The organism is Micromonospora globbae, from assembly GCF_036184225.1.
Taxonomy (GTDB): domain Bacteria; phylum Actinomycetota; class Actinomycetes; order Mycobacteriales; family Micromonosporaceae; genus Micromonospora; species Micromonospora globbae.
Genome location: NZ_CP108084.1, coordinates 400,121 through 425,979 on the forward strand (window position 1 = coordinate 400,121; position 25,859 = coordinate 425,979).

The following is a 25,859-nucleotide window of genomic DNA, read 5'->3' on the forward strand; positions in this document are numbered from 1 at the left end:
CGGTCACTCGGGTGCGGGGCCGAGGTGCGCGTCCAGCGCGGCCCGCAGCAGGGCGTCGTCGTCCGTCTCGCCGGTCGCCAGTTGGAGGCTGCCCCACGCCCAGAGCTGGGCGAGGCCGTGCAGGTTGGCCCAGAGCGCCCCGGCGATGACGGTGGCGGCGCGGTCGGTGGGCCGGCGCGCCTCCGCCACGAGGTCGACGACCAGGGTGAACAGCGGCAGGCTGGCGTCGCGCAGGCCGAGCCGGCCGCTGTTGAGCAGGTCGTGCCGGAACATCAGCTCGAACATGCCGCGGTTCGCGGCGGCGTGGTCGAGGTAGGCGCGGCCGAGGGCGAGGAGCCGTTGGCGCGGGTCGGGCCCGGTGTCGCGGACGGTCCGCGCGATCCGGTCGGCGAGGTCGGCGTACCCCTGGCGGGCGATCGCGGAGAGCAGGTCGAGGTGGGTGGGGAAGTACCGTCGCGGCGCGCCGTGCGAGACACCGGCCCGGCGGGCGATCTCCCGCAGGGACACCGCCGCGTGGCCCTCACGCTGCACCAGCTCGACGCCCGCGGTGATCAGCCGCGTGCGGACGTCCGACTCCGCATCCGCCATGGACACTGTCTACCAGAGGCGCGTAGACAATGTCTACGCCGTCAGCCGACGCGCTCCAGGATCCGGTCGGCGGGCGCGGGGCGGCCGAAGTGCCAGCCCTGGCCGGCGTCGCAGCCGATCGCCCGCAGCCGGTCGGCCTGCCCGGCGGTCTCCACGCCCTCGGCCGTGACCGTGAGGTCCAGTGCGTGCGCGAGCGACACGAGCGAGGCGAGGATCCGCTCGTCGGTGCGGCTGGCCGGCTCCGCGGCCGGCGCCCGCAGCCCGGCCACGAACTCCCCGGCCACCTTCAGCTCGGTCACCGGGAGGTCCCGCAGGTACGCGAGGTTGCTGTAGCCGGTGCCGAAGTCGTCTATGGCGATCCGGACTCCGAGGTCGGCGAGGACGCGCAGGGCACGCACCGGCTCCTCGGTGGTGCTCATCATGGTGCTCTCGGTGATCTCCAGTTGGAGTCGTTCCGGCGGCAGTCCGGTGCGCTGCAGCAGCCCGCGTACCTCCTGCACGAGCCCCGGCCGGTGCACCTGCCGCACCGCGAGGTTCACGCTCACGAACGGCGCCCGGCCGCCCCGCGCGGACCAGCGTTCCGCCTCCCGGCACGCCTCGGCGAGCACCCAGCCGCCGAGCGGCACGATCAGCCCGGTCTCCTCGGCCAGCCCGATGAAGCTGCCCGGGTGCAGCACCCCCAGCTCGGGGTGTCGCCACCGCACGAGCGCCTCCACGCCGAGGAGGCTGCCGTCCCGCAGCGAGGTCAGCGGCTGGTAGTCCAGGTAGAACTCGCCGCGCTCCAGGGCGGCGGGGATCGCCGCGGAGAGCGCGTGCCGGGCCAGCTCCCGCCGGTTGCGTTCGGCGTCGAAGACCTCCCACCGGGCGCCGCCGGCGGCCTTGGCCCAGTGCATCGTGCTGTCGGCCGCCCGCAGCAGGTGGCCCGGGGTGGTCCCGGCGATCTGCCGCTCCACGATGCCGAGGCTCGCCGTGACCGTCAGCTCGGTGCCGTCCACGATGGCCGGTTCCCGGACGGCGGCCAGGGCGGTGTCGGCGACCGCGACCACGTCGTCGGTGCCGCCCGTCCGCTCGACGAGGACGACGAACTCGTCGCCGCCGAGGCGGGCCACGAGGTGCCCGTCGAGGGCCCGGCGGAGCCGGTTGGCGACGGTGATGAGCAGCCGGTCGCCGGCCTGGTGGCCCAGGGTGTCGTTGACGACCTTGAACCGGTCCAGGTCGAGGAAGCAGAGCCCGATCCGCTCCGCGCCCCGGCCGGGCTCGTTGAGCGCCGCCGTGAGCCGTTCGGTGAAGAGCGCCCGGTTGGGCAGGTCGGTGAGCGGGTCGTGGGTGGCCTGGTGCCGGAAGCGCGCCTCGCTGTCGCGCAGCGCGCGCTCCGCCTGGGCGCGGGCCGTCATGACGGCCCGCCGGATCGACTCCTGCTCGTCGAGGGTACGGTCGCGCAACGCCCGGGCGTACCCGGTGGCGATCGCGGCGAGCAGCCGGGCCATCCGGTCCTCCACGTCGTCGCCCACGAGGCCGAGGTCCCGGATCAGCCGCAGCTGGAGGACCTCGACGGTACGACCGAGCCCCTCGGCGGAGGCGATGTGGTTGGCGACCAGTTCGGTGCCGACGCGGTGCCCGGGACGCAGGTCGAACGGTTCGGCCAGCAGCGCGTCGGCCAGCTGGTCGGTGAGCCGTTGCAGCAGCGCCTCGAGCTGCGCCTGGGTCATGGGCAGGAAGCTGGTGCCGGACACCGCCTTGGCCCAGGCCCGGGCGAAGGCGCCGGGACGGGCCGGCGCCGCCACGGTCGCCGCCTCAGCCACCGAGGCGCCCGACGCCGCCCATGAAGACGGCCCGCTCGGCGTCCTCCGCGCTCTCCGGGGAGTCCGGGCGCCACTCGGGCACCCACACCACGCCGGGCTCGACGAGCGCGAACCCGTCGAAGAACGCGGTCAGCTCGGCCCGGTTACGCACCCAGAGCGGGTTGTCCGTACGCCGGTAGACCCGCTCCGCCTCGGCCCGCTCCTCCTCGGTGCGCCCGTCGTCGCTGGCCTGGGAGAGGACCAGGTAGCTGCCGGGTGCCAGCGCCTCGCGCAGGGTACGCAGGATCCGCGCCGGCCGGTCGTCGTCGGAGATGAAGTGCAGCACCGCCACGATCATCACGGCGACCGGCTGGTCGAAGTCGAGCAGCCGGCGCACGTCCGGGTGGGCCAGGATCCGCTCGGGGTGGCGCAGGTCCTCCTGCACGACGGCGGCCCGGTCGTTGCCGGCGAGGATCTCCCGGCTGTGCGCGACGGCCACCGGGTCGACGTCGACGTAGACGACGCGCGACTCCGGCGCGCCCCGCTGGGCGATCTCGTGCACGTTGCCGACGGTGGGGATGCCCGAGCCGATGTCCAGGAACTGCCGCACGCCCGCGTCGGTCAGGAACTGCACGGCCCGCCGGAGGAATGCCCGGTTCGCCTGGGCCATCAGCGGCGCGTCGGGCACCGCGGCCACCATGGCCTGGGCGGCAGCCCGGTCGGCGGCGAAGTTGTGCGAGCCGCCGAGGTAGTAGTCGTACATGCGGGCCACGCTCGGGCGCTCGATGTCGATCGTCTCGGGTGCCCAGTCCGGCCGCTGCATGACCCACCTCTCACCGTCGGCGTCGCGGGCGCCGTTGCCCACGGGCCACCGCGGTATTCTGCCCCCGCGAGGGCCCGGGTGACCATAGCGAGCGGCACAATGCCCCGACACCGGTCGATACGTGAGATCCGCGCCGGCCGTGGGGCCGACGCGGATCTCACGTGCACCGCCCGCGCGGGCGGGGAGGTCAGAACTTCGGGGCGTCCGGAGCCTCGAGCAGGCCCAGCCGCAGCGCCGTCATGAGCGCCTGCGCCCGGTTGGCCGCGCCGAGCTTCTCGTAGAGCTTCGAGATGTGGGTCTTGGCGGTGGACTCGCTGACGAAGAGCTGCTTGGCGATGCCCGCCACGCTCATGCCGTCGGCGAGCAGCCGCAGGACCTGCCCCTCGCGCGGGGAGAGCTGGGGGCCGGACGGGGCCAGCCGGCGCTTCATGGCCTCGGCCAGGTCGGCGGCGGTGAAGGCGCTGGGCGACGACGCGGCGTGCCGGGCCGCGGCCACCACCTCGTCGGCCGGCGCGGTCTTCGGCACGAAGGCGCTGGCGCCGGCCTCCAGGGCACCGAAGAGCTGGTCGTCACCGGCGTACATGGTGAGCACCACGATGCCCATGGAGGCGCTGGACTTGCGGAGTGCCCGGGTGGCCTCGAGGCCACTGCCGTCGGGCAGCCGGAGATCCATGATCACCACGTCCGGCTGCAGCGCCCCGGCCTGCCGGACACCCTCCGCCGCCGTGGCGGCCTCGCCGACGACCTCGAACTGGCGGTCCCGCTCGAAGGCGTGCCGCAGGCCCTTGCGGATGAGGTCGTGATCGTCGACAAGGAGGACCTTGGTACGGGTGGCCGGTGTCGGACTTGTGGTCATCCTCGGGTTACTCCCCTTCTGCTGCTGCGCTACCGCGCACGTTATCGCGCCGGGGCGAGGTGCCGAGAACCACCGCCACGGTCGTGCCGCTTGGTTGCCGGGGTCGGATCTCCAACCGGCCCCGGATACGTTCCGCCCTCTCGGCCATGATCGCAAGACCGTACCGCCCGTCGGGCCGCTGGTCAGCCATCCCGTGACCGTCATCCGACACTTCGATCTGGGCGTACGGCGGGTCCACCTCACAGGTGACCCAGAGATTGGACGCCCCCGCGTGCTTGCGGGCGTTGGTCACGGCCTCCTGCGCGATGCGGAGCAACTCCGCCTCCGTGGCGGCGGGGAGCCGGGCCGTCGACTCGTCCAGCGACAGGTGCACCCGCAGCCCGCCGGACGCGCCGACCGTGCGGGCGTACTCGGCGATGGCCGCGGCCAGCCCACCGTGCCGGTCCACCTCGCTGCGCAGCTCGAACAGGCTCAGCCGCAGCTCGGTGATCACCCGGGTCACCTCGCCGCGCAGGGTACGCAGCGCCTCGGCGGTCTCCTCGGCGTCGTCGTAGACGGTGGCCAGGGCGTTGTCGATGCCGTAGCCGACCATCACCAGCTCCTGGGCGACGCCGTCGTGGATCTCCCGGGCGAGGCGCTGCCGCTCCTCGTTGGTGGCCAGCGAGCGGACCTCGTCGAAGAGCAGGGCGGCCTCCAGCCGCAGCGCGGCCGGGCCGGTCACCGCCGTCACCCGGGACACGACCTCCGGGGGGTAGGCGTGCGCCGCGTCGGCCTCCAGCACCACCAGACCGACCGTACGCACGCCGGCGACCAGCGGCACGATCAGCGCGGAGACGTCCCCGCCGGGGTGCGACCGCGCCTGCGAGCGGGCGGCCGTCTGCGGCTGCTGGCTGGCCCAGGCGTCGGCGATGGCCGAGTCCGCGTCGAGCGTGGTCTCCCAGTCGACCCGGTCCACGCCCACCTGGGCGAGCACCACGAGCCGGCCGCCGCCGCTCGCGGACAGCACGGCCGCCCGGTCGCTCGGGGCCACGTTGCGCAGCTCCTCCAGCAGGTGCTCGGAGATCCCGCCGGGGTCGAGCGTGGCGCCGGGCAGCTGCCGGGCGACCGTCCGCAGTTGGGTGAGCAGGCGGGTCGCCTCGGCGTACGGCTGGGGCCGGCTCTCGCCGCGCACCTGCATGATGCGGTGCAGCGTGCGCGCCGCGTAGAGCCCGAGCACCGCGAGGATCAGCCACTGGGCGCAGACCGCCAGGTAGCCGGGCTGGGTGAGCTGCGGCGCTCCGTCGACCCGCGTGAGCGCGCCGCCGACGAGCAGGGTGGCCGCGGCGATCCCGAGCAGCACGGCGCCCTCGCGGAACCGGCGGCGCAGCGCGGTGACCGTCACCGGCACCGCGAGGTAGGGCAGCACCGCGGACGCGCCCAGCCCGTCGACCGATCCGCCGACCAGCGACACGGCCGCCACCTGGCTCGCCGCCAGCCCCAGCACCACCACCTCGGCCACCCGGCTGAGCGGGGCGACGCGCGGGTGCTGTGGCGCCAGCAGGGCGGGCGCCCCGGCCACCGCGAGCAGCGCGATCCACCAGAGCTGGGCCGGGTCGCGCGTGGCGAACAGGGTGAGGACGGCGACGAGCGCCAGCATCACCAGGCGGGCGACCGCGGCGAGGGGATGCGGGTGGAACCCTGCGGGTGTCGAGGCGGGCACGTGACGGATCGTAGTCAGCTGCGGTAGATCTCGGCGATCTCCGACGCGTACGTCTTGTGCACGACCTGCCGCTTGACCTTCAGCGACGGGGTCAGCTCGCCGGTGGCCTCGGTGAAGTCCCGGGGCAGGATCCGGAAGACCTTGATCGCCTCGGCCTTCGACACGGCGGCGTTGGCGAGGTCGACGGCCTTCTGGACCTCGGCGCGCAGCCCCTCGTGCTGGCGCACCTCGCTCACCGGCGTGTCGGCGGGCAGCCCGGCCGACTCCAGCCACCGGGGCAGCGCCTCCTCGTCGATGGTGACGAGGGCCGCGACGAACGGCTTCCCGTCGCCGACCACGACGCACTGGCTGACCAGCGGGTGGGCGCGGACCTGGTCCTCCAGCACGGCCGGGGCGACGTTCTTGCCGCCGGCCGTCACGATGATCTCCTTCTTGCGGCCCGTGATCGTGAGGTAGCCCTCGTTGTCGAGCTGGCCCAGGTCGCCGGTGCGGAACCAGCCGTCGCCGGTGAGCACCTCGGCGGTGGCCGCCTCGTTGTGCCAGTACCCCTGGAAGATCAGCTCACCGGAGATGAGGATCTCGCCGTCGTCGTCGATGCGGATGCTCACCCCGGGCAGCGGCCGGCCGACCGTGCCGATCCGGGTGGCCGACGGCAGGTTGGCGGCGGCCGCCGGCGCGGTCTCGGTGAGGCCGTACCCCTCCAGGACCGTCACCCCGACCCCGCGGAAGAAGTGGCCGAGCCGGGCGCCGAGCGGGGCGCCGCCGGAGATCGCGTCGCGGCACCGGCCGCCGAGCGCGGCCCGCAGCTTGCGGTAGACCAGCCGGTCGAACATCGCGTGCTGGGCCCGCAGCGCCAGTCCCGGCCCGCGCGGGGTCTCCAGCGCCTCGCTGTACGCGATGGCGACCTGCTCGGCGCGGGCGAAGATGCCGCCCTTGCCGTCGCTCTCGGCCTTCTGCTTGGCCGCGTTGTAGACCTTCTCGAACACCCGCGGGACGGAGAGCACGAAGGTGGGGCGGAACTCCTGGAGCTCCGCCACGAGGTTCCTGGTGTCGGCGCAGTGCCGCATGGTGGCCCGGGCGTACACCACGCCGACCTGGATGAGCCGGGCGAACGCGTGCGCCAGGGGCAGGAAGAGCAGCGTGGAGGCGCCGGCGTTGAACAGGTTCGGCAGCACGGGCACCGCGTTGGCGATGTCGGCGTAGATGTTCCGGTGGGTGAGCACGCAGCCCTTGGGGCGGCCGGTGGTGCCGCTGGTGTAGATGATCGTGGCCACGTCACCGGCGCCCACCGCCGCCCGCCGCCGGTCGATCTCCGCGGGGTCGACCGACGCGCCCTCGGCCACGAGGTCGTCCACGGCGCCGAGGTCGAGCTGCCAGACCCGGCCCAGGTCGGGCAGGCGGTCCCGTACGCCGGCCAGCAGGGTGGCGTGCGCCGTGCTCTCCACGACGCAGGCCACCGCGCCGGAGTCGGCGAGGATCCAGGCGGCCTGCTCGGCGCTGGAGGTCTCGTAGATCGGCACGGTGACGCCGCCCGCGGCCCAGATGGCGTAGTCGACGAGGGTCCACTCGTAGCGGGTGCGGCTCATGAGCCCGACCCGGTCGCCCGGCCGCACCCCGGCCGCGACCAGCCCGCGGGCCACCGCGACCACCTCGTCGCGGAACTGTCGGCAGGTGACGTCCTCCCAGGCCGGGCCGTCGGCGGCCCCGGTGGGGCGGACGAACTGCACGGTGTCGGGCGCGACCTCGGCGTTCTCCCAGACGGGGTCGGTGAGGTTGGCCGAGTCGCCGACGGTGACGATCGGCGGGACGGAGAACTCGCGCACCTGCACTCCCTCGTGCTCGCAGTGGCCGGTTGGGGGCCGCCACCTCGGGTCGGCTCTGTCGAAACCTACCCGGCCGGCCCCCGGCCCGCGGCAGGCAGGTTGTGGTCGGGGCGTGGCGGGGGGCGTGCGGGCCCGGCCGGGCGCCGCGCCGGGTAGCCTCCCCCCATGGCGGACTCCTCGACCCAGTCGATCGTCATCGACGCGCCCCCGGAGCGGGTGGCGGCGGTCATCTGCGACTTCACGCGCTACCCGGAGTGGACCGAGGCGGTGCGCCGGGTGGAGGTGGTCGAGGAGTACGAGGACGGCTACGCCAGCCAGGTCCGGTTCACCATCGACGCCGGTGTGCTGGCCGACGAGTACGTCCTCGCGTACGCCTACGCCGAGGACCTGACCCGCATCGAGTGGCACCTGGTGGCGCCGTCGAAGATGCAGAAGGCGCAGCGGGGGTCGTACGACCTGGTCGCGAACCCGGACGGCGGCACCACGGTGACGTACACGCTGGAGGTGGAACTCTCCGTCGCGATGCTCGGGATGTTCCGCCGCAAGGCCGAAAAAATGATCATGGATACCGCGTTGAAGCAGCTCAAGCGCCGGGTAGAAGCACCCGGTGCCGCGCAGTGACGCGTCCGGCGGCCCGGCCGCCACGGTAGAGGAGCCGACCATGGTGGCAACGGATCCGGGCTCGGCCCGGGAGGAGGCGGAGCGACTCGTCGCCACGCTGCTGGGGGCCGCGCGGCTGGCCGCCGCCAGCCCGACCGCGGGGCCCTGGGGACCGTTGGGCGGGATCGTGGCCGGTGTCCTCGGTCACACGGGCTCGGCCGAGGGGTCCCGCTCCGGTGGGGGCGGTTTCGCCACCGGCAGCGCCGAGTGCTGCGTCTGCCCGATCTGCCGTGGAATCGCCGCGTTGCGGGACCCGAGTCCCGAGTTCGCCGAGCGCCTGGCGACCGGGGCGGGGGATCTCGCGGCCGGAATCGCCAGCCTGATGCGCGCGTTCGCCTCCGCGACCCCGCCCGCCGAGTCCGCCCACCCGGCCACCGACCCGGCCGGCGCCGGGCCGGACGACGACCGCGTGTGGCGCGAGGCCACCCGGAGCGGGCATGATTCTCAGCCGGCGTCGGACGGGGACGTGTGGTCCGCCGCCACCCGTGCGGACGGGTACGCCCCGGCCGCCACCGCGCCGCCCGTCGACGGGGCCGGGCCGGCCACGCCGGAGGACGACCCGGCACCGGCCGGGCGCCCCGTGGTGCCGGCCGCGCGTACGCCCGGCGACACGGGCGCGGACGTACCGGGCGACGACGCCTGAGAACGGACGTCCCGCGGCACCGGCGCGCCGGTGGGCGCGGGACCGCACAGCAGAGGGGAGCGGCAGCGGTGACGCTGACCATCGGAGTCGACGTCGGTGGCACGAAGGTGGCCGGCGGTGTCGTCGACGACACCGGCACGGTGCTCGTGCAGGCCCGACGGGACACCCCCGCCGACGACGTCGCGAAGACCCGGGACGTCATCACCGAGCTGGTCGGTGAGCTGGCCGCGGGCCGGCCCGTGCAGGGCGTGGGCATCGGCGCGGCGGGCTGGATCGACGCCAGCCGCTCCACCGTGCTGTTCGCGCCGAACCTGGCCTGGCGGGACGAGCCGCTGCGCGAGTATGTGAGCAACAAGGTCGGCCTGCCGGTGATCGTGGAGAACGACGCCAACGTGGCGGCCTGGGCCGAGTTCCGGTACGGCGCGGCCCGGGACGCCGACGACTCGATGGTCATGTTCACGATCGGCACCGGGGTCGGCGGCGGCATCGTGCTCGGCGGTGAGCTGCTGCGCGGCGCGCACGGCATCGCCGCGGAGCTGGGCCACATGCTGACCGTGCCGGACGGCCACCAGTGCGGCTGCGGCCGGCTCGGCTGCATCGAGCAGTACGCGAGCGGCAGCGCCCTGGTCCGGTTCGCCCGCGCCGCCGCCCGGCAGAGCCCGCACCGGGCCGCCGGGCTGCTGGAGCTGGCCGGCGGCGAGGCCGAGGCGATCACGGGGCCGATGGTGACGGCGGCCGCCAAGAGCGGCGACCCCGTCTCCACCGAGGCGTTCGCCCAGGTCGGCCGCTGGCTGGGCACCAGCCTCGCGGACATGGCCCAGATCCTCGACCCCCAGGTGCTCGTCGTGGGCGGCGGCGTCATCGACGCCGGTGAGCTGCTGATGGGGCCGACCCGGCGGTCCTACGCCCAGTCGCTGGCCCAGCGGGACCGGCTCCCGGTCGCCGAGATCCGCCCGGCCGAACTCGGCAACCGAGCCGGGGTCATCGGCGCGGCCGACCTGGCGCGCCGGCTGTAGAGGCGGGCGGCGTGGCGCGAGGCTCCGGTGTGCCGCTCCGGGTGGTGTCGTACAACATCCACGGCCAGCGGGACGACACGGCCGCGCTGGCCGCCGTCGTCCGGGACGCCGCACCGGACGTGGTGATCGTCCAGGAGGGCCCACGGCGGTTCCGGTGGCGGCGCAAGTCCGCTGCGCTCGCCGAGTCGTTCGGCCTCGTGGTGGCCGGCGGCGGGCTGCCGGCGCTGGGCAACCTGCTGCTGACCAGCCTGCGGGTGCGGGTGCTGGCCACCCGGTGCCAGCGCTTCCCGCTCACCCCCGGCCGGCACCTGCGCGGCGCCGCGTACGCCGACTGCGTGGTCGCGGGCGGCGCCCGGTTCACCGTGGCCGGCTCCCACCTGTCCACCGACCCGGCCGAACGTCCCGCGCAGGCCGCGCTCCTCAAGCGGGAACTCGACGCCGCGGGTGCGCCCGTCGTGGCGGGCGCGGACCTCAACGAGGGACCGGACGGCCCGGCCTGGGCCACCGTGGCCCGGGGGCTGACCGACGCGGCGGACGCGGCCGGGCGGGCGGACCGGCTCACCTACCCGTGCGCCGCCCCACGCCGCCGCATCGACGCGCTGTTCGTGGATCCGCGGATCACGGTGGTCGACTACGACGTGGTGGACACCCCGCTGACCCGCCGCGCCAGCGACCACTTCCCGGTGCTGGTCGACCTGCTGCTGCCGCGTCCCGAGTGAGCCAGGTCGGGGCTGGACAACCGGCTCCGATGTGGAGAGGATTTCGCGGCGAACCGGCACCCGTGCCGCACGAAGGAGAAATTCGGTGTCCACCTCCACCGACCGGCCCGAACCGGCGGCGACCACGCTTGCCCGCGGCAGCGACGGCCGTCCCGTCTCCGACCGGGGCGACACGGTCTGCGTCATCGGCGCCGGCGCCAGCGGCCTGACCGCCGTGAAGAACCTCAAGGAGCACGGCTTCGGCGTCGACTGCTACGAGCGGGAGACCGGTGTGGGCGGCGCCTGGAACTGGCGGCACGACCGCAGCCCCGTCTACGCGAGCACGCACCTCATCTCGTCGCGGCCGTTCACCCAGTTCCCCGACTTCCCGATGCCGGACACCTGGCCGGACTACCCCCACCACAGCCAGCTGCTGAGCTACTTCGAGCGGTACGCCGACCACTTCGACCTGCGCTCGCACATCTGGTTCGGCACCGAGGTGATCCGCGTCGAGCCGGTCGAGGGGGACCGCTGGGACGTCACGACCCGCAGCACGGGCGGCTACGGCCCGGAACGCACCTCCCGCTACGCGGCCGTGGTGGTCGCCAACGGCCACAACTGGTCGCCGAAGCTGCCCCGCTACGAGGGGTTGGAGGAGTTCCGCGGCGAGGTCATGCACGCCTCGTCGTACAAGGACCCGGCCCAGCTGCGGGGCAAGCGGGTCCTCGTGGTCGGCGCGGGCAACACCGGCTGCGACATCGCCGTCGAGGCCGCCCAGCAGGCGTCGCACTGCTGGCACTCGACCCGGCGCGGGTACTGGTACGCCCCGAAGTACGTCCTCGGCCGCCCGGCCGACCAGGTCAACGACATGCTGCTCGCGCTGCGGGTGCCGCTGCGGGTGCGGCAGTGGCTCTACCACTGGACCCTGCGGCTGACCGTCGGCGACCTGACCCGGTTCGGGCTGCCGAAGCCGGACCACCGGGTGTACGAGACCCACCCGATCGCGAACAGCCAGCTCGTCTACCACGTCGGGCACGGCGCGATCACCCCGGTGCCGGAGGTGGCGCGCTTCGACGCGTACGGGGTGGAACTCACCGACGGTCGGCGGATCGACCCGGAGCTGGTCGTCTTCGCCACCGGCTACCTGCCGCGCTTCGAGTTCCTCGACCCGAAGGTGCTCGGCGACGACGCGGGCACCGGCCGCCCGACCCTCTGGCTGAACGCGTTCGCGCCCGGCTACCCGACGCTGGCGGTCGTCGGCCTGCTCCAGCCGGACTCGGGTGTGTTCACCCTGGCCCACTGGCAGGCCGTGCTGTTCGCCCGGCTGCTCCGGCAGCGCCTCGTACGGCCGGAGCGCGCCGCCGCGTTCGCGGCGACCGTGCAGGCCCGGGCGGGGGAGCGGTACTCCGGCCCGGTCAAGGACAGCACCCGGCACTGGTTCGAGGTCGGGCACGTCGACTACCTGCGCGCCGTCCAGCGCGCCCTCGACTCCCTGGAGGATCGGTGAACGAAGGGCGGGACCGGTGAGCGCGGTCCGCATCATCCGGAGTCGGGAGTGGGCGCGCCCGGTCCGGCCGGCCCGGCGCGAGGTGGTCAGCGTCGCACCGGAGCCGGACGAGGGGCGCCCGCCGCTGCTGTTCGTGCCGGGTTTCGGGCACGGGGCGTGGGCGTTCGCCGAGCACTGGCTGGGGCACGCGGCGTCCCGGGGCTTCCCCGCGCACGCGCTGAGCCTGCGCGGGCACGGCGCCAGCGAGCCGGCGCCGCGGGCGTCGCTGCGCGCGTACGTCCACGACGTGGTCCAGGTGGCCGCGAGCCTGCCGCGCCAGGCGGTGCTGGTGGGGCACGGTGCCGGGGCGCTGGTGGTGGCGCACGCCCTGGCCCGCTACCCGGCCCGGGCGGCCGTGCTGGTCGCGCCGGTCTTCGGCGGCTGGGCGACGGTCGGCGCGGCGCTGCGCCGCAACCCGGCGGGCACCCTGCCGGCGGTCGTGGGCGGGCGCCTGCGGCTCCGCCGTGCCCAGCTGTTCAGCCGGGAGCTGCCGGACGCGGAGGCGCGCCGGTACGTCTCGGCGCTGGGCGGCGCGGGAAGGCGGGCCCAGTGGCAGCTGCTCTCGCGGCCCGCGCTGGAGCCGGCGGTGGGTGACCCGCCGGTGCTGGTGCTGGGCAGCCCGGACGACCGGGTGGTGCCGGCCGGGGCGCTGAACCGGGTGGCCCGCCGCTACGGGTCCGCGCCGCTGCTCTTCCCCGGGATGGGGCACGACCTGATGCTGGACGTGCGGTGGCGGGAGCCGATCGACGCCCTGCTGGACTGGCTGGAGAAGGAGCCCGCGGCGCGCTGAACCGGCGCGGTCGGCAGCAGTGCCGGCGGCTGCGGGATGCCCGGCCACCCCGACGCGGGGGCCGGGGTCAGCCGCGGTGGTCGGCCCGCGCGGCGGAGCGGCCCGGTTGCGCGGGCAGCCGGGCGCTCTCGCCCCCGCTGGTCAGCCGCTCCACCAGCGCTCCCGTGTCGTTCAGCGCGGTGAGGTACGAGCGGGCCCACGCCCGGATGTCGTGCGTGTGCAGGTGGGCGCGCATGGCCCGCATCCGCTCGGCGACGTCCGCCGGTGCGGCGCGCAGCGCGGCGAGCAGCCCCTCCTTCAGCCCTTCGAGGTCGTGCGGGTTCACGAGGTACGCCTGCGGCAGTTCGGCGGCGGCGCCGGCGAACTCGCTGAGCAGCAGCGCGCCGGTGTCGTCGACCCGGGCGGCCACGTACTCCTTGGCGACGAGGTTCATCCCGTCGCGCAGCGGGGTCACCGCCATCACGTCGGCGACACGGTAGAGGGCGGCCAGCTCGGCCCGGTCGAAGGGTTGGGTGAGGTAGTGGATGGCGGGTTCACCGACCCGCCCGAACTCGCCGTTGATCCGGCCGACCTCGCGTTCGACGCGCTCGCGCAGGACCTGGTACTGCCCGACCCGCTCGCGGCTCGGCACCGCCACCTGCACGAGCACCGTGTCGCGGACCTTGACGTGCCCGGCGGCGAGCAGCTCGCTGTACGCCTTGAGCCGCTGCTCGATGCCCTTGGTGTAGTCCATGCGGTCGACGCTGAGGATCACCCGCTCGGGGCGGCCGAGGTCCTGCCGCAGCCGCTGGGCCCGCGCGGCCACGTCGGGCCGTGCGGCGAGCGCGGCCATCTCGGCGGTGTCGATGGAGACCGGGAACGCGCCGATGCGGACCACCCGGTCGCCCACGCCGATGCGCCGGTCGGTGGCGGGCAGGCCCAGCACCTTCACCACGAGCTGGGCGAAGTTGTGCGCCGCCTGGACGCGCTGGAATCCGACCAGGTCGGCGCCGAGCATGCCGCGCAGCAGTTCGGCCCGGCGGGGCAGTTGCATGAACAGCTCCGGCGGCGGGAACGGCACGTGCAGGAAGAAGCCGATGCGCAGGTCGGGCCGGAGGTCCCGCAGCATGCCGGGCACCAGGTGCAGGTGGTAGTCCTGCACCCAGACGACCGCCCCCGGCTCGGCGACCGCCGCGGCGGCCTCGGCGAACCGGCGGTTGACCCGCTGGTACGCCTCCCACCAGCGCCGGTGGTGCTGCGGCTGCTCCACGGCGTCGTGGTAGAGCGGCCAGAGGGTCGCGTTGGCGAACCCCTCGTAGTGGTCGCGCAGGTCGTCGGCCGTGAGCGGCACGGCGCACAGCCGTACGCCGTCCACGTCCGGCAGGGCCGGGGCGGGACCGGTGCCGCCGGCCCAGCCGACCCAGGTGGCGGGGGCGTGCCGCAGGAGGGGATGCAGGGCGCTCACCAGGCCGCCGGGACTGCGCCGCCACTCGCAGGCCCCGTCCGGCGCGATGCTGTCGTCGATGGGCAGGCGGTTGGCCACCACCACCAGGGAACTCTGTCGCATCTCGGGCATTCCGATCAGCAGAGGACTGACCGCCGCGAGCAAGGAACAACCGGTCAGTCAGCGGAGGACGTGACGTACAGCGGTTTTCCCACTGACCGTAAGTTACACCACTGTCACCCGCGCGACGGGCCTCCGCCGTCCCGCGATGCGGTCGGTGACCGCCCCATCACCGGGTCGGCCGTGCCGTCAGACGACGGCGCCGTCGTCGGGGCCGCGGTCGTCGTCGTCACCGCCGGGCCGTAGCCGCCAGATGAGCGTCACGAAACCGGCGAGGATGCCCGTGAACCCGAGGAGCGTGACCACCGAGCGGTCCACCGGCAGCAGGGACGGGAACAGGAAGAGCACGAAGCCGACCACGACGGCCAGCACGCCGACCACCGCGTACTTCGAGATGCGCGGCAGCGGCGGGGGCGGAGGCGGGGTGTAGCCCTCCTCCTCGTCGTCGGGCAGGTCGGCGCCGAAGGTGTCCAGCCCGTCGAGCAGCGACGGCTCGTCCTGCCGGTCGGTGCGGCCGACCGACACGCCGGACACGTCGGCCGCGTACGGCAGCCGGCGCACGTCGGTGACGGTCGGCCCGGCCTCGTCGACCAGGGTGCGCGGGCCGGCGGCCGGCTCGGTCGGGTCGTCGATGTCCTCGGCGGCGGGCCAGGGGTTCTCACCGGTGGTGGGCGTGGCGTGGAATCCCGCCACGATCCGGGCCCACTCGGCGTCGATGTCCGGCTCGTCGGGCCGCGCCGGCTCCGGAGCGATCTCGTCGGCCAGCTGGTTGAGGTAGTCGCGGGCCGTGGTCAGGTGGGAACGGTCCACGTAGAGGCGGTCGACCGGCCGTGCCGGCACCGTGGTGGTGCGGGTGACCGGGTTGAGGTCGGCCGACGGCTGGAGGTACGCGGCGATGCCGCCGGCGGCCAGCACGTCCAGCAGGTGTTCACCGACGCGCGGATCGACGTCGCCCGCTACGGCGTACTCGCTCGCGTCGAGCCCGTTGTCCCGCCGCCCCCGGCGGGCCCCACCCGCTGACACCGGACACCCTCCTCAACGCGCCTACGCGCGGCCGCCCCAGCCCCTCGGCGCGCCCCCGCACGCCGTGCCTTGAATCGTGACACGTCACGGGCCGGTTGCGGGAGTGCGTTGTGTCGCGTCTTCGAACTCGACGGCCGTCCCGCTGGTCGTGGACGGGGCCGTATGTCCGTTTGTGCGGAAGACGTCAGGAGCTGGCCCGGAAGGACGGGCGCCCGCCCGGCGGGTGATCGACTCGACCACCGGTCGGGGTGTCCCGGCGCGCACGACAGCCCGACAATCGTGAACCGAGCCGACCAAGGGAAGGGACGCCGGTGTTCTACTGGCTGATGAAGTACGTCCTCCTCGGCCCGCTGCTGCGGGTGCTGTTCCGTCCGCAGGTCGAGGGGCTGCACCACGTACCGGACAGCGGCCCCGTCATCCTGGCCAGCAACCACCTGTCGTTCTCCGACTCGATCTTCACACCGTTGATGGTCAGGCGGCGGGTCACCTTCGTGGCCAAGGCCGAGTACTTCACCGGCAAGGGGATCAAGGGCTGGCTGACCAGGATGTTCTTCGTGAGCACCGGCACCATCCCGGTCGACCGCTCGGGCGGGCGCGCCGCCCGCGCCGCGCTCGACACCCAGCTGGAGGTGCTGCGGCGCGGCGGGATCGCCGGCATCTACCCGGAGGGCACCCGGTCGCCGGACGGGCGGCTCTACCGGGGCAAGACCGGGGTGGCCCGGCTGGCCCTGGAGAGCGGCGCGCCGGTCGTGCCGGTGGTGATGCTCAACGCCGACGAGATCCAGCCGCCCGGCAAGCTGATCCCGAAGATCGCCCGGGTGCGGATCCGGTTCGGCGCGCCGATGGACTTCTCCCGGTACCGGGGCATGGCCGGCGACCGGTTCGTCGAGCGCGCGGTCACCGACGAGATCATGTACGAGCTCATGGAGCTCTCCGGCCGCGAGTACGTCGACGTGTACGCGCAGAAGATCAAGAATCCCGTCCCCGCGTGATCCCACCCCCTCCCCTCCCACCCGCGATCTTGCACTTTCGGCCCCCGGAACGCGGTATTCGCGGCTTTTGCCGGGGCGGAAAGTGCAAGATCGCGGGGGTGGGGGAGGGGGGACGGGGGTGGGGGGTGGGGTCAGGGACGGTGGGGTCGGGGTCGGGGTCAGGGGTGGGCTAGGCGCAGCAGGCCTGCGGCGTCGTTGCGGATGGCGAACTCGCGCAGCCGGTCCCGCACGGCCGCCGCCGCGGCCGGGTCGGTCGCGGCGAGCGGGCGCACCGACAGGGCTCTCGTGATGATCTCGTCGGTCACGTCCGTCATCCGCGCGTAGCTGTCCGCCGCGGCCAGCAGCAGCTCGGCCGCCGTCCCGTCGTCCCCGGCGTGCGCCGCCAGCACGCCGTCCGCCACCTGCCCCGCGGCCCGGGCCCACGGGGTCATCCGCGGCGCCCGCGCCAGCAGCTCGCGCACCAGCCCGGCCGCCTCGGCGCCGAGCACCCCGGCGACGTGACCGACGGCCGGCACCCACTCGGCGAACGGGATCATGCGGGTACGCCGCCAGTCCTCGTCCAGCTCGGTCAGCAGCGCCATCGCCTCGTCCCGCCGGCCCTGCACGGCCCGGCACAGCGCGGCGTGCGCCAGCGTCGACCGCAGCACCCGGTGGAACCCGCTGCGGCGGGCCGCCACCACCGCCCGCTCGACCAGGTCCGGGCCGTCCCCGGCTGCCGGCTCCGACGCGTCGACCGGCCGGGCCGTACGCAGCCCGCGCATCCAGCCCGACACCGCCACGATGTGCAGGTCCCACTCCGCCGTCGGCCGGCGGGTCGACTCGGCGGCCATGGCCAGCGCCGACACCCACTCGCCTGCGTAGTACGCCCGGGCCCACTGGTCGGCGAAGCTGGTGGCGAGGCTGTGCTCGCCGCCCAGGTCCAGGCTGCGCTGCTCGTCGACCAGCCGGGCGGACCCGGCCAGGTCACCCTCCTCCTGCAACGCCCAGGCCAGGTTCTGCACGGCCCGCCGGCGGCTGGACAGCCGCTCCACCCGGCAGTGCTCGGTCACGTCGGCCAGCTCCGCGAACGCCTCCGCGGAGCCGGCCATGTACCGCGCCACCGCGAGGGTGATCCGGGCGTTCGCCTGCGCCTCCCGCAACTGGAGCCGCTGGGCCAGCGCCGCCGCGCTCCCGGCCGCCGCGCACGCCGGGTCGGTCTCCGCGTTGAGCATGCGTACGCGCGCCAGTTCCAGCAGCGCGCCCACCTTCTCCTGGCTGTCGGGCAGCTCCTCGTAGATGCCGATGGCCCGGTCCAGGTGGTGCAGGGTGGTCGGACGGTCCGCCCGGCTCCAGGCGGCCGTGGCCAGCAGCGTCCACGCCCGCGCCGCGCCCGTCCGGTCACCGGTCTCGGTGAGCCGCTCGGCCAGCCGGGTGAGCGTGTCGGTGCCGCCGCCCACGAGGAACGCGTCCCGGTCCCGGTAGAACGCCAGCTCGGCGTCGAACAGCTCCAGCGCCGGGTCCGGCCCGACGCCCAGGGCGAGCGCCCGCCCCACCAGCGTGGCCGCGGTGTCCAGCGCGTGCAGCTCGTACGCCCGGCGGGCCGCCCGGTGCAGCGCGTCGCGCGCCGCCGGGGCGTACGGGGCGGTGTCCATGCCGATGGTCCGCGCGATCTCGTGCGCCGCCCAGCGGTGGTTGGCCAGCACCTCGGCCAGGTCGTGCTGCCGGCCGTCGGCGAGCTGCTCCAGCCAGTCGGCGGTGCGCTGGTGCCGCGCCACCCGCTCGGCCCGCGGCAGCCGCTGGTAGCAGACGTCGCGCACCAGGACGTGCCGGAAGCGGTACTCGGGCTGGCCGGGCATCGTCGAGGTGGACTGCTCGTACACCAGGTCGCGCCGCTGCAACCGGTCCAGCGCGCGTTCCACCCACTCCACCGGCCGCCCGAGGGCGGTCGCCACCGGCGCCGCCCAGAACTGCACGCCGACCACGGCGGCGGCCTGGAGCACCGCGCGGTCGGCCGGGTCGAGCAGGTCGAGCCGGTTGGCGATGACCGCCTGCACCGTCCGGGGCATCTCCGTGCCGGCGGCCGGGTCGGCGCGCCCGGCCACCCGGTCGAGCAGGCCGCCGTCGAGGAGCATGCGCGCGTACTCCTGGGCGTAGAGCGGGTTGCCGTCGGCGAACTCGATGAGCGGGACGCGCTGCGCGGCCGGCAGGGTCGCCTTCCCGAGCAGCAGCGAGTAGAGGGTGTCGATGTCGGAGTCGTGCATCGGCGGCACCGAGATGGACATGGCGCCGCTGATCGTGCCCGTCCACGCGGGGTGGCGCTCCCGCAGCTCCGGCCGGGCGGTCGCGACCACCAGCAGCGGTACGCCGCGGGCCGTCGCGCCGAGCTGCTCGACGAAGGCGAGCATGGCCTCGTCCGCCCAGTGCATGTCCTCGAACACCAGCACCGTCGGGCCGGACGCGGCGAGCGCGAGGAGGAACCGGCGCCACGCGGCCTCGGTCTCGCCCGGCGCGAGCCGCTCGCCGGGCACGCCGATGAGCGGGCCGAGCGCCTCGGCCAGCCGCGCCGCGTGCGGGTCGGCGAGCTGGGCCAGCCGCGTCCGCAGCCGGTCGCGCAGGGCCGCCGGATCGTCCACGTCGGGCACGCCCACCCAGCCGCGCACGATGTCGGCCAGCGCCGCCCAGGTGACGTTCTCGCCGAACGGCGGGCACTGGCCGACCAGCCAGGTGACCGGCGGGCCGGGCAGGCTGGCGGCGTGCCGGGAGAGTTCCCGCAGCAGCCGGCTCTTGCCCACGCCGGCCGGGCCGAACACCGTCACGAGCTGCGAGGTGCGTTCGTTCACGAGCCGGTGCAGCGCGTTGAGCAGCAGGCCGCGCTCGTGCTCCCGGTCCACCATGGGCGTCAGCTCGGCGGCCCGCTGGTCCCGGTGCGGGCGGGCCCGCAGGGCCAGCCAGATCCGGCTCACCGCGGAGCGGCCGCGCAGCGTGACCGGCGGCTGGTCGGCGTACTCCAGCTCGTGACAGGTGGCCGACCACGTGCTCTCGTCCACGACGACGCCGCCGGGCGGGGCGAACGACTGCAACCGCGAGGCCGTGTTGACCACGTCGCCGGTCACGAAGGCCTGCCCGCCGTCGCGGGCCGCGGACAGGTCGACCAGGGCCTCGCCGGTCGCGACGCCGACCCGGAAGCGGAGCGGCTGCTCCGGGCCGGCGGGCTGGCGGGCCAGGCTGCGTTGCAGTTCCAGCCCGGCCCGGACGCACCGCAGCGCGTCGTTGTCGGTGGCGACGGGCGCGCCGAACAGCGCCATGACGGCGTCCCCGATGTACTTCTCGACCACACCGCCGTACTGGTGCACGACCCGGCGCACGGTGGCGAAGTAGGCCTGCTGCAGGCTGCGGGCCTGCTCGGGGTCGGCCCCCTCGGCGTACGCCGTGAAGTCCACGATGTCCACGAACAGGACGCTGACCTGCCGGCGGTCCTCCTGGATCACCACCTGGTCGCGCAGCGGGTGGCCGCAGCCGGTGCAGAAGTTGGCCTCGGTGCTGTTGCCGTGCCCGCACTGCGGGCAGCTGACCGCGAGCGGCCGACCGCACCCGCCGCAGAAGCGGTCGTCGGGTCCGGCTGCGCGCGCGCAGTGCCCACACGTCAGGTCGATGGTCCAGCTCCGTACGCGAGAGAGCCCAGTATCGCCGCGGCCGGTGGAAGTCGGGTACCCGACGTGCGGACGGGCATCACGACCGATCGGCCGGGGCTAGTCTTCCGTACCAGAAAGTTTCACGTCAGGGAGAGTGCCGTGCAGGTGCGACTGTCCGCCCCGTGGACCGATCCGGCTGGCAGGGAGTGGGTTCCCGGGGACACGGTCGACGTCGACGCGGTCATTCTCGCCGAGCTGGAGGAGCAGGGCATGGTGGAAGAGCCCGAGGGCCAGGCGAGCGGGTCGGGGGAGACCACGACTTCGCCGAGCACGACGACCAAGCCGACCGACCCCACGAAGATCGGCCCGGGGCCCGGCGCCCCGCCGGCCGACGACACGGGCAACTGAGCAGGCCGGACGGGGCCGGTGGGCACACGCCCGCCGGCCCCGTCCGTCGTCCTGCCACCACCGCGACCGCGGTCGGTCCCGGGCGCGACCGCGGCCGGTTCCGGGTGGCGTCACCGGCCGGGTGCCGCCGTGAACCCGAGCGGGGCCGCACCGTCCGGTGGGGACGGTCGCCCCGGCCGGCAGGCCCGGGTCCCGCCGGGCGCCGTGGGGCCGCTGCGCGGTGCGCTGCCGCCCGGGTCGCGCCGGCCGCCGCGGGGCCGCTGCGCGGTGCGCTGCCCGGGTCGCGCCGGGCGCCGTGGGGCCGCTGCGCGGTGCGCTGCCCCGGCCCGACGGCCCGGCGTCAGCGGTCGTTCGTGCCCGCCCGCTCAGCGGTCGTTCGTGCCTGCCCGCTCAGCGGTCGTTCGTGCCGGCGCGCTCAGCGGTCGTTCATGCCGGCGCGGCGGCGCAGCGCCGCCACGTCGGTCACCACGATGCGGCGCCCCTCCGTGCGCAGCCAGCCCCGGTTGGCGAACGACCCGATCGCCTGGTTGACGCTCTGCCGGGAACCACCGGCCATCTCCGCCAATTGGCTCTGGTTGAGTTCGATGGTGATCATCGGAGCCTGGCTCTCGCCGGCGAGCCGGACCAGGGTCTTGGCGACCCGGCCGGGCAGGTCGAGGAAGACGTGGTCGGCGTTCTGCTCGGTGAGGCGGCGGATCAGCGCACCCAGGGAGCGCATCACCGCGTCGAGGATGCGCGGGTTGGAGTGCACCAGCTCCATGAAGGCGCCGCGGGACAGCGCGAGGGCGCTGCAGTCCTCGATCGCCTCGGCCGACGCCGAACGGGTGGAGGCGTCCAGCAGGGAGACCTCACCGAGCACGTCCGGCGGGCGGATCACCGACAGCACGGCGCGCTCTCCGGTCGGTGAGGTGCGGAAGACCGCCACGGCCCCGCGCCGCAGCACGATGAGCGACTCGCCCGGGTCGTTCTCCACGAAGAGCAACTGGCCCTTGCGGTACGTACGCGGCACGGCGGCGGCGATCACACGCTGCCGCACCTCCGGTTCGAGCCCGGCGAACATCTCCACACCCGTGAGCGCGTCACCCGGCTCCGGCAGGCGAACCTCCACGGCCCAACCCCTCCCCGGTCAAGGACCACCAACTCGCACCGGTGAACCTGACGGGCCCCTGACGTAGGCGAACTGACAACGGTTCGGCGTCCGGTAGCGGTACACATCAGATCATGACGGTCCTGTCGCTTGCTGTACACCCCTCAAATCACTTCCGTGACACCCCCGACCTGCGGTGACCGGCGCCGTGGCGGGGCGGTCCCGGACGGTGGGGCCGGGGGCGGTGCGGAGCCGGCCCCGGGGAGCGCGCCGGAGCGGCCGTGGGCGAGGATGACAGCGATGGTCTACCGCTACTTCTACGACTGCGAGTTCATCGAGGACGGCCTGGTCATCGACCTCGTCTCCATCGGCGTGGTGGATGAGTACGGCCGCGAGTTCTACGCGGTCTCCACCGAGTTCGACGACTCCCGGGCCGGCCCGTGGGTGCGCCGCAACGTGCTCGACAAGCTGCCCTCGCCGGCCGACCGGGCCTGGCGCTCGCGGGAGCGCATCCGCGAGGAGCTGTACGACTTCCTCGTCGAGCCGATCCGCGGCCGGAGCGAGCAGCTCGAGCTGTGGGCCTGGTACGCCGCGTACGACCACGTGGTGCTGGCGCAGCTGTGGGGAGCCATGCCGGCGCTGCCCCGGGAGATCCCGCGGTTCACCAAGGAGCTGCGGCAGCTCTGGGACGACCGGGGCCGCCCGCCGCTGCCGGAGGCCGAGGCGGCCCGGCACGACGCCCTCGTCGACGCCCGGCACAACCTGGCCCGCTGGCGCGCCATGACGGCCCGCTGACCGGTCCGGCCGGCCTCGCTGTCGGGGCGCGGCCCCCGCGCCGGGGATGGATGCCGGTGCTCGGGGCTCGCCCGGCGGCGCTCGGCGGGCGACTGCCGGAAAAGAGGTGCGTTCCGCAGGTTTGACCGGTTCGGTCCGGGGCACCGCCTCGGACGGATCGCGAGGAGGAGCGCCATGAGCCAGGATTCGAGCATCGCCCGCCGTCGGGTCACCGAGCTGATCCGGGAGGCGCGGGTCTGCCTGCTGACCACGATCGGTGTCGACGGCCGGCTGGTGAGCCGGCCGATGGCGCTGCAGGAGGCCGAGTTCGACGGCGACCTGTGGTTCTTCACCCACGCCGACTCCGCGAAGGTCCGGCAGATCCGGGTCAACCCGGAGGTCGGCGTCGCCTTCTCCGACGGGCGGCGCCCCACGTGGGTGTCGATCTCCGGTACCGCCACGGAGGGTTACGACCCGCGGCGGGCGGAGCGGTGGTGGCACCCGCTCCTGGCGACCTGGTTCCCGGACGGGCCCGGCACCCCCGGTCTCACGCTGGTCAAGGTGCACGTCAGCTCGGTGGAGTACTGGGACTCGCCCGACGGCGGCGCCGTGAGCCTGCTCGGCCCCGCCCGGGCGGCGGTCACCGGTCGGCCTCCGCGGCCGGGGGAGAATCGTGAGGTCCGGTACTGACCGCGCCCGAAACGGACAGACTGCCCGGCCCGCGGTGTCCCCGCCCCGCCGGGCGGACTACAGTGCGCAGTGACGGCCCGCCCCGGGCCGGCAACGGCGCCGATGTCTGATCGTGACACATATCCTGGGGCTTACCGGGCTTCACCTGATTGCTCCAGGAGGATGAGCAGATCATGCGTATCGGCGTGCTCACCGGTGGCGGAGACTGCCCTGGCCTCAACGCGGTCATCCGCGCGGTGGTCCGCAAGGGCGTGGCCACGTACGGTCACGAGTTCGTGGGCTTCCAGGACGGCTGGAAGGGCCCACTGGAGGGCCTGTCCAAGCCGCTGGGCATCGCGGAGGTCCGTGGCATCCTGCCGCGCGGCGGCACGATTCTCGGCTCGTCCCGCACCAACCCGTTCAAGATCGAGAACGGGGTCGAGCGGATCAAGGAGAACCTCGCCGCCCAGGGCGTGGACGCGCTGATCGCGATCGGCGGCGAGGACACCCTCGGTGTCGCCACCAAGCTGCACGAGCTGGGCGTCAACGTGGTCGGCGTCCCGAAGACCATCGACAACGACCTCGGCGCCACCGACTACACGTTCGGGTTCGACACCGCCGTCAACATCGCCATGGAGGCGATCGACCGGCTGCACACCACCGCCGAGAGCCACCACCGCACGCTGGTCGTCGAGGTGATGGGCCGCCACGCCGGCTGGATCGCCCTGCACGCGGGCCTCGCGGGCGGCGCCAACGTCATCCTGCTGCCCGAGCGGCCGTTCGACGTCGAGCAGGTCGCCGGCTACGTGGAGAAGCGCTTCCAGCACCAGTACGCCCCCATCGTGGTGGTCGCCGAGGGCGCCCAGCCGCTGGAGGGCCAGATGGTCCTGCAGAACCAGGAGCTGGACGCGTTCGGCCACGTCCGCCTCGGCGGCATCGGCCAGTGGCTCGCCGAGCAGCTGGAGGCGAAGACCGGCAAGGAGGCCCGCACGGTCGTGCTGGGCCACATCCAGCGCGGCGGCACGCCGACCGCCTTCGACCGGGTCCTCGCCACCCGCCTCGGCCTGCAGGCGATCGACGCCGCGCACGAGGGCGACTGGGGCAAGATGGTCGCCATGCAGAGCACGGACATCGTCCGGGTTCCGCTGGCCGAGGCCACCCGGGAACTCAAGACCGTGCCGCTGGAGCGGTACGCCGAGGCCGAGGTCTTCTTCGGCAGCTGATCGACCACCACGGCGTCGCGGCCGGCCACCCGGCGGGCCGCGACGCCGGCGGGCGAGAAGGGGGTACGGCGGGGGATGGCAGCCCGGGTGCACACCGTCGCGGTGATCGGCGCCGGCAAGATCGGTGAGCTGATGCTCTCCGGCCTGCTGCGCTCCGGCTGGCCGGCCGACCGCCTGCTGGCCACCGCTCGCCGCCCCGCCCGCGCGGAGGAACTGGCCACCCGCTACGGCGTACGGGTGGTGGACAACCTCGTGGCGGTGGACGAGGCCGAGGTGCTGGCCATCGCCGTCAAGCCGCAGGACGCCGCCGCGCTGCTGGAGGAGATCGGGCCCAAGGTGCCGGCCGACAAGCTGTTGATCTCGCTCTGCGCCGGCCTGCCCACCACGTTCTTCAACCGCCGGCTGCCCGAGGGCACCCCGGTGGTGCGGGTCATGACCAACACCCCGGCCCTGGTCGACGAGGCGATGACCGCCATCTCGGCCGGCGCGCACGCGACCGGTGCGCACCTGGCGCTCGCCGAGGAGATGTTCAAGCCGCTCGGCGCCACCATCCGGGTGCCCGAGTCGCAGCAGGACGCCGTCACCGCCCTCTCCGGCTCCGGCCCGGCGTACTTCTACCTGCTGGTCGAGGCGATGATCGACGCCGGCATCCTGCTCGGGCTGCCGCGGCAGGTGGCCCACGAGCTGATCGTGCAGACGGCCATCGGCTCGGCCGTCATGCTGCGCGACTCCGGCGAGCACCCGGTGAAGCTGCGCGAGGCGGTCACCTCGCCGGCCGGCACGACCATCTCCGCCGTACGCGAGCTGGAGAAGCACGGCGTACGGGCGGCGCTGCTCGCGGCGCTGGAGGCCGCCCGGGACCGCGCCCGCGAGCTGGCCTCCCAGAACGACTGAGCCACCCACCGGCGGGCCGGCCGGCTTCCATGATCACGCTCGATCCTGGATGCAGTGGCCTCGGCGGCGCTTCGACACCACTACATCCGGGATCGAGCACGATCTCGTGCGCGCCTCCGGCTCTCAGCCGGACTGGGTCACCAGCTCGTCGTCGCGGGACCGGTCGGCGGTGGGTTGCGCGGGGACGCGGGCGAACCGCGTCCAGGCCGCGACGACCTGCGCGGCGGCCTGCCACGGCACCCGGTCACCCTCGTCGGCGGGCCGGGTGACGGTCACGCCCCAGTGCCGCAGGCGGTCCAGGCTCTCCCGGAAGGCCGGGTGCCGGGCCAGGCCGGGGTCGGGTGCGGGTACGACGACCACCGGCAGGCCGATGCCCGTCGCCTCGTTGAGCAGGCGCAGGGCGAGGTTGTCGTTGAGGCCGTACGCCCATTTGTTGACCAGGTCGAAGCTGGCCGGCGCGACGGCGAAGGCGTCGGCCGGCGGCAGCGGGTCGAGCGCCTCCGTGCCGTCGTCCTCCCGCACGGGGTGGTGGGTGAGGTCGGCGAGGCGCGTACGGCCCGCCGCGTCGAGCGCGTCGGGCGTGCTGACGACGTGGACCTCCCAGGTCAGCTCCTGGCAGGCCGCGATGAACGGTGCGAGTTCGGAGGTCGGTTCGGTGTCGCAGACGACGAGGTGGAGGACCGGAGATCGGGATGTTCCGGGCATGACGGCT

At 74.4% G+C, this 25,859-nt stretch carries 23 protein-coding genes; 12 read left to right on the forward strand and 11 right to left on the reverse strand.

Translation table 11 applies throughout. From position 1 onward, the window contains the following. Nucleotides 1–3: 3 nt before the first annotated feature. The 6 genes from OG994_RS01825 to OG994_RS01850 all read right to left on the reverse strand — a co-directional run bounded on the left by OG994_RS01825 (nucleotide 4) and on the right by OG994_RS01850 (nucleotide 7,570). Nucleotides 4–588 carry a TetR/AcrR family transcriptional regulator gene (locus OG994_RS01825; RefSeq protein ID WP_120327187.1) on the reverse strand — a complete coding sequence of 195 codons (585 nt, stop codon included), beginning with the start codon at nucleotides 586–588 and terminating at the stop codon, nucleotides 4–6. A 41-nt stretch (nucleotides 589–629) separates the two neighbouring features. Next, complete coding sequence (locus OG994_RS01830; protein WP_328853640.1) at nucleotides 630–2,297, reverse strand: putative bifunctional diguanylate cyclase/phosphodiesterase; 1,668 nt, start codon at nucleotides 2,295–2,297, stop codon at nucleotides 630–632. Nucleotides 2,298–2,382: 85 nt separating this feature from the next. Further along, a complete protein-coding gene (locus OG994_RS01835) occupies nucleotides 2,383–3,192 on the reverse strand; it encodes an SAM-dependent methyltransferase (protein WP_328852009.1) in 810 nt (269 codons plus the stop codon). A gap of 187 nt (nucleotides 3,193–3,379) precedes the next feature. Next, nucleotides 3,380–4,048, reverse strand: a complete 669-nt coding sequence (locus OG994_RS01840) for a response regulator transcription factor (protein ID WP_007072219.1) — start codon at nucleotides 4,046–4,048, stop codon at nucleotides 3,380–3,382. Between the two features lie 7 nt (nucleotides 4,049–4,055). Beyond that, a complete protein-coding gene (locus tag OG994_RS01845) occupies nucleotides 4,056–5,690 on the reverse strand; it encodes a sensor histidine kinase (protein ID WP_192902076.1) in 1,635 nt (544 codons plus the stop codon). Nucleotides 5,691–5,761: 71 nt separating this feature from the next. Further along, nucleotides 5,762–7,570, reverse strand: a complete 1,809-nt coding sequence (locus tag OG994_RS01850) for an AMP-dependent synthetase/ligase (RefSeq protein ID WP_328852010.1) — start codon at nucleotides 7,568–7,570, stop codon at nucleotides 5,762–5,764. 165 nt (nucleotides 7,571–7,735) lie between these two features. On the opposite strand from OG994_RS01850, the gene OG994_RS01855 reads away from it, so the two are divergent. From OG994_RS01855 to OG994_RS01880, 6 genes are all read left to right on the forward strand, one after another. Beyond that, nucleotides 7,736–8,191 (forward strand): SRPBCC family protein, encoded by a 456-nt coding sequence (locus OG994_RS01855; protein ID WP_120327189.1) that lies wholly within the window; start codon nucleotides 7,736–7,738, stop codon nucleotides 8,189–8,191. A gap of 40 nt (nucleotides 8,192–8,231) precedes the next feature. Further along, nucleotides 8,232–8,873, forward strand: coding sequence for a hypothetical protein (locus tag OG994_RS01860; RefSeq protein WP_328852011.1), 642 nt, complete (start codon nucleotides 8,232–8,234; stop codon nucleotides 8,871–8,873). 68 nt (nucleotides 8,874–8,941) lie between these two features. Next, complete coding sequence (locus OG994_RS01865; RefSeq protein WP_120327191.1) at nucleotides 8,942–9,889, forward strand: ROK family glucokinase; 948 nt, start codon at nucleotides 8,942–8,944, stop codon at nucleotides 9,887–9,889. 11 nt (nucleotides 9,890–9,900) lie between these two features. After that, a complete protein-coding gene (locus tag OG994_RS01870; RefSeq protein ID WP_120327192.1) occupies nucleotides 9,901–10,608 on the forward strand; it encodes an endonuclease/exonuclease/phosphatase family protein in 708 nt (235 codons plus the stop codon). Between the two features lie 85 nt (nucleotides 10,609–10,693). Beyond that, nucleotides 10,694–12,094 (forward strand): flavin-containing monooxygenase, encoded by a 1,401-nt coding sequence (locus tag OG994_RS01875; protein ID WP_328852012.1) that lies wholly within the window; start codon nucleotides 10,694–10,696, stop codon nucleotides 12,092–12,094. Between the two features lie 16 nt (nucleotides 12,095–12,110). Beyond that, entirely contained in the window at nucleotides 12,111–12,923 is an 813-nt protein-coding gene (locus OG994_RS01880; protein ID WP_328852013.1) for an alpha/beta hydrolase, read from the forward strand. A gap of 67 nt (nucleotides 12,924–12,990) precedes the next feature. Here the strand turns inward: OG994_RS01880 and OG994_RS01885 are convergent, their stop codons facing one another. Both OG994_RS01885 and OG994_RS01890 read right to left on the reverse strand, forming a co-directional pair. Beyond that, nucleotides 12,991–14,469, reverse strand: a complete 1,479-nt coding sequence (locus OG994_RS01885) for an alpha,alpha-trehalose-phosphate synthase (UDP-forming) (protein ID WP_120327413.1) — start codon at nucleotides 14,467–14,469, stop codon at nucleotides 12,991–12,993. Between the two features lie 186 nt (nucleotides 14,470–14,655). Further along, nucleotides 14,656–15,489: a DUF308 domain-containing protein gene (locus OG994_RS01890; protein ID WP_120327195.1), complete on the reverse strand. Its 834-nt coding sequence runs from the start codon at nucleotides 15,487–15,489 to the stop codon at nucleotides 14,656–14,658. A 311-nt stretch (nucleotides 15,490–15,800) separates the two neighbouring features. On the opposite strand from OG994_RS01890, the gene OG994_RS01895 reads away from it, so the two are divergent. Continuing rightward, nucleotides 15,801–16,481, forward strand: coding sequence for a lysophospholipid acyltransferase family protein (locus tag OG994_RS01895; RefSeq protein WP_120327196.1), 681 nt, complete (start codon nucleotides 15,801–15,803; stop codon nucleotides 16,479–16,481). A gap of 158 nt (nucleotides 16,482–16,639) precedes the next feature. Here OG994_RS01895 and OG994_RS01900 read toward each other — a convergent pair whose 3' ends face one another. Further along, on the reverse strand, nucleotides 16,640–20,200 hold the full coding sequence (locus OG994_RS01900) for an AAA family ATPase (RefSeq protein WP_328853641.1): 3,561 nt from the start codon (nucleotides 20,198–20,200) through the stop codon (nucleotides 16,640–16,642). A gap of 51 nt (nucleotides 20,201–20,251) precedes the next feature. Here OG994_RS01900 and OG994_RS01905 point away from each other — a divergent pair, with 51 nt between their 5' ends. Beyond that, nucleotides 20,252–20,500, forward strand: a complete 249-nt coding sequence (locus OG994_RS01905; protein ID WP_120327414.1) for a hypothetical protein — start codon at nucleotides 20,252–20,254, stop codon at nucleotides 20,498–20,500. 415 nt (nucleotides 20,501–20,915) lie between these two features. On the opposite strand, the gene OG994_RS01910 is transcribed toward OG994_RS01905, so the two are convergent. Next, complete coding sequence (locus OG994_RS01910; RefSeq protein ID WP_120327198.1) at nucleotides 20,916–21,608, reverse strand: Crp/Fnr family transcriptional regulator; 693 nt, start codon at nucleotides 21,606–21,608, stop codon at nucleotides 20,916–20,918. A 279-nt stretch (nucleotides 21,609–21,887) separates the two neighbouring features. Between OG994_RS01910 and OG994_RS01915 the strand changes: the two genes are divergently transcribed. The 4 genes from OG994_RS01915 to proC all read left to right on the forward strand — a co-directional run bounded on the left by OG994_RS01915 (nucleotide 21,888) and on the right by proC (nucleotide 25,147). After that, nucleotides 21,888–22,382: a polyadenylate-specific 3'-exoribonuclease AS gene (locus OG994_RS01915; protein WP_120327199.1), complete on the forward strand. Its 495-nt coding sequence runs from the start codon at nucleotides 21,888–21,890 to the stop codon at nucleotides 22,380–22,382. 174 nt (nucleotides 22,383–22,556) lie between these two features. Then, nucleotides 22,557–23,051 (forward strand): pyridoxamine 5'-phosphate oxidase family protein, encoded by a 495-nt coding sequence (locus tag OG994_RS01920; protein WP_120327200.1) that lies wholly within the window; start codon nucleotides 22,557–22,559, stop codon nucleotides 23,049–23,051. Nucleotides 23,052–23,224: 173 nt separating this feature from the next. Further along, nucleotides 23,225–24,253 (forward strand): 6-phosphofructokinase, encoded by a 1,029-nt coding sequence (locus tag OG994_RS01925; protein ID WP_120327201.1) that lies wholly within the window; start codon nucleotides 23,225–23,227, stop codon nucleotides 24,251–24,253. A gap of 75 nt (nucleotides 24,254–24,328) precedes the next feature. Beyond that, a complete protein-coding gene (proC, locus tag OG994_RS01930) occupies nucleotides 24,329–25,147 on the forward strand; it encodes a pyrroline-5-carboxylate reductase (protein ID WP_328852014.1) in 819 nt (272 codons plus the stop codon). A 123-nt stretch (nucleotides 25,148–25,270) separates the two neighbouring features. Here proC and OG994_RS01935 read toward each other — a convergent pair whose 3' ends face one another. Next, nucleotides 25,271–25,852, reverse strand: a complete 582-nt coding sequence (locus OG994_RS01935) for a flavoprotein (RefSeq protein ID WP_120327203.1) — start codon at nucleotides 25,850–25,852, stop codon at nucleotides 25,271–25,273. Nucleotides 25,853–25,859: the final 7 nt, after the last annotated feature.

Excerpts from the sequence above, each read along its gene's own strand:
- OG994_RS01825 (WP_120327187.1), bottom strand. The coding sequence starts at position 588 with ATGGCGGATGCGGAGTCGGACGTCCGCACGCGGCTGATCACCGCGGGC.
- OG994_RS01830 (WP_328853640.1), bottom strand. The coding sequence starts at position 2,297 with ATGACCCAGGCGCAGCTCGAGGCGCTGCTGCAACGGCTCACCGACCAG.
- OG994_RS01835 (WP_328852009.1), bottom strand. The coding sequence starts at position 3,192 with ATGCAGCGGCCGGACTGGGCACCCGAGACGATCGACATCGAGCGCCCG.
- OG994_RS01840 (WP_007072219.1), bottom strand. The coding sequence starts at position 4,048 with ATGACCACAAGTCCGACACCGGCCACCCGTACCAAGGTCCTCCTTGTC.
- OG994_RS01855 (WP_120327189.1), top strand. The coding sequence starts at position 7,736 with ATGGCGGACTCCTCGACCCAGTCGATCGTCATCGACGCGCCCCCGGAG.
- OG994_RS01860 (WP_328852011.1), top strand. The coding sequence starts at position 8,232 with ATGGTGGCAACGGATCCGGGCTCGGCCCGGGAGGAGGCGGAGCGACTC.
- OG994_RS01885 (WP_120327413.1), bottom strand. The coding sequence starts at position 14,469 with ATGCGACAGAGTTCCCTGGTGGTGGTGGCCAACCGCCTGCCCATCGAC.
- OG994_RS01915 (WP_120327199.1), top strand. The coding sequence starts at position 21,888 with ATGGTCTACCGCTACTTCTACGACTGCGAGTTCATCGAGGACGGCCTG.
- OG994_RS01920 (WP_120327200.1), top strand. The coding sequence starts at position 22,557 with ATGAGCCAGGATTCGAGCATCGCCCGCCGTCGGGTCACCGAGCTGATC.
- OG994_RS01925 (WP_120327201.1), top strand. The coding sequence starts at position 23,225 with ATGCGTATCGGCGTGCTCACCGGTGGCGGAGACTGCCCTGGCCTCAAC.
- proC (WP_328852014.1), top strand. The coding sequence starts at position 24,329 with ATGGCAGCCCGGGTGCACACCGTCGCGGTGATCGGCGCCGGCAAGATC.
- OG994_RS01935 (WP_120327203.1), bottom strand. The coding sequence starts at position 25,852 with ATGCCCGGAACATCCCGATCTCCGGTCCTCCACCTCGTCGTCTGCGAC.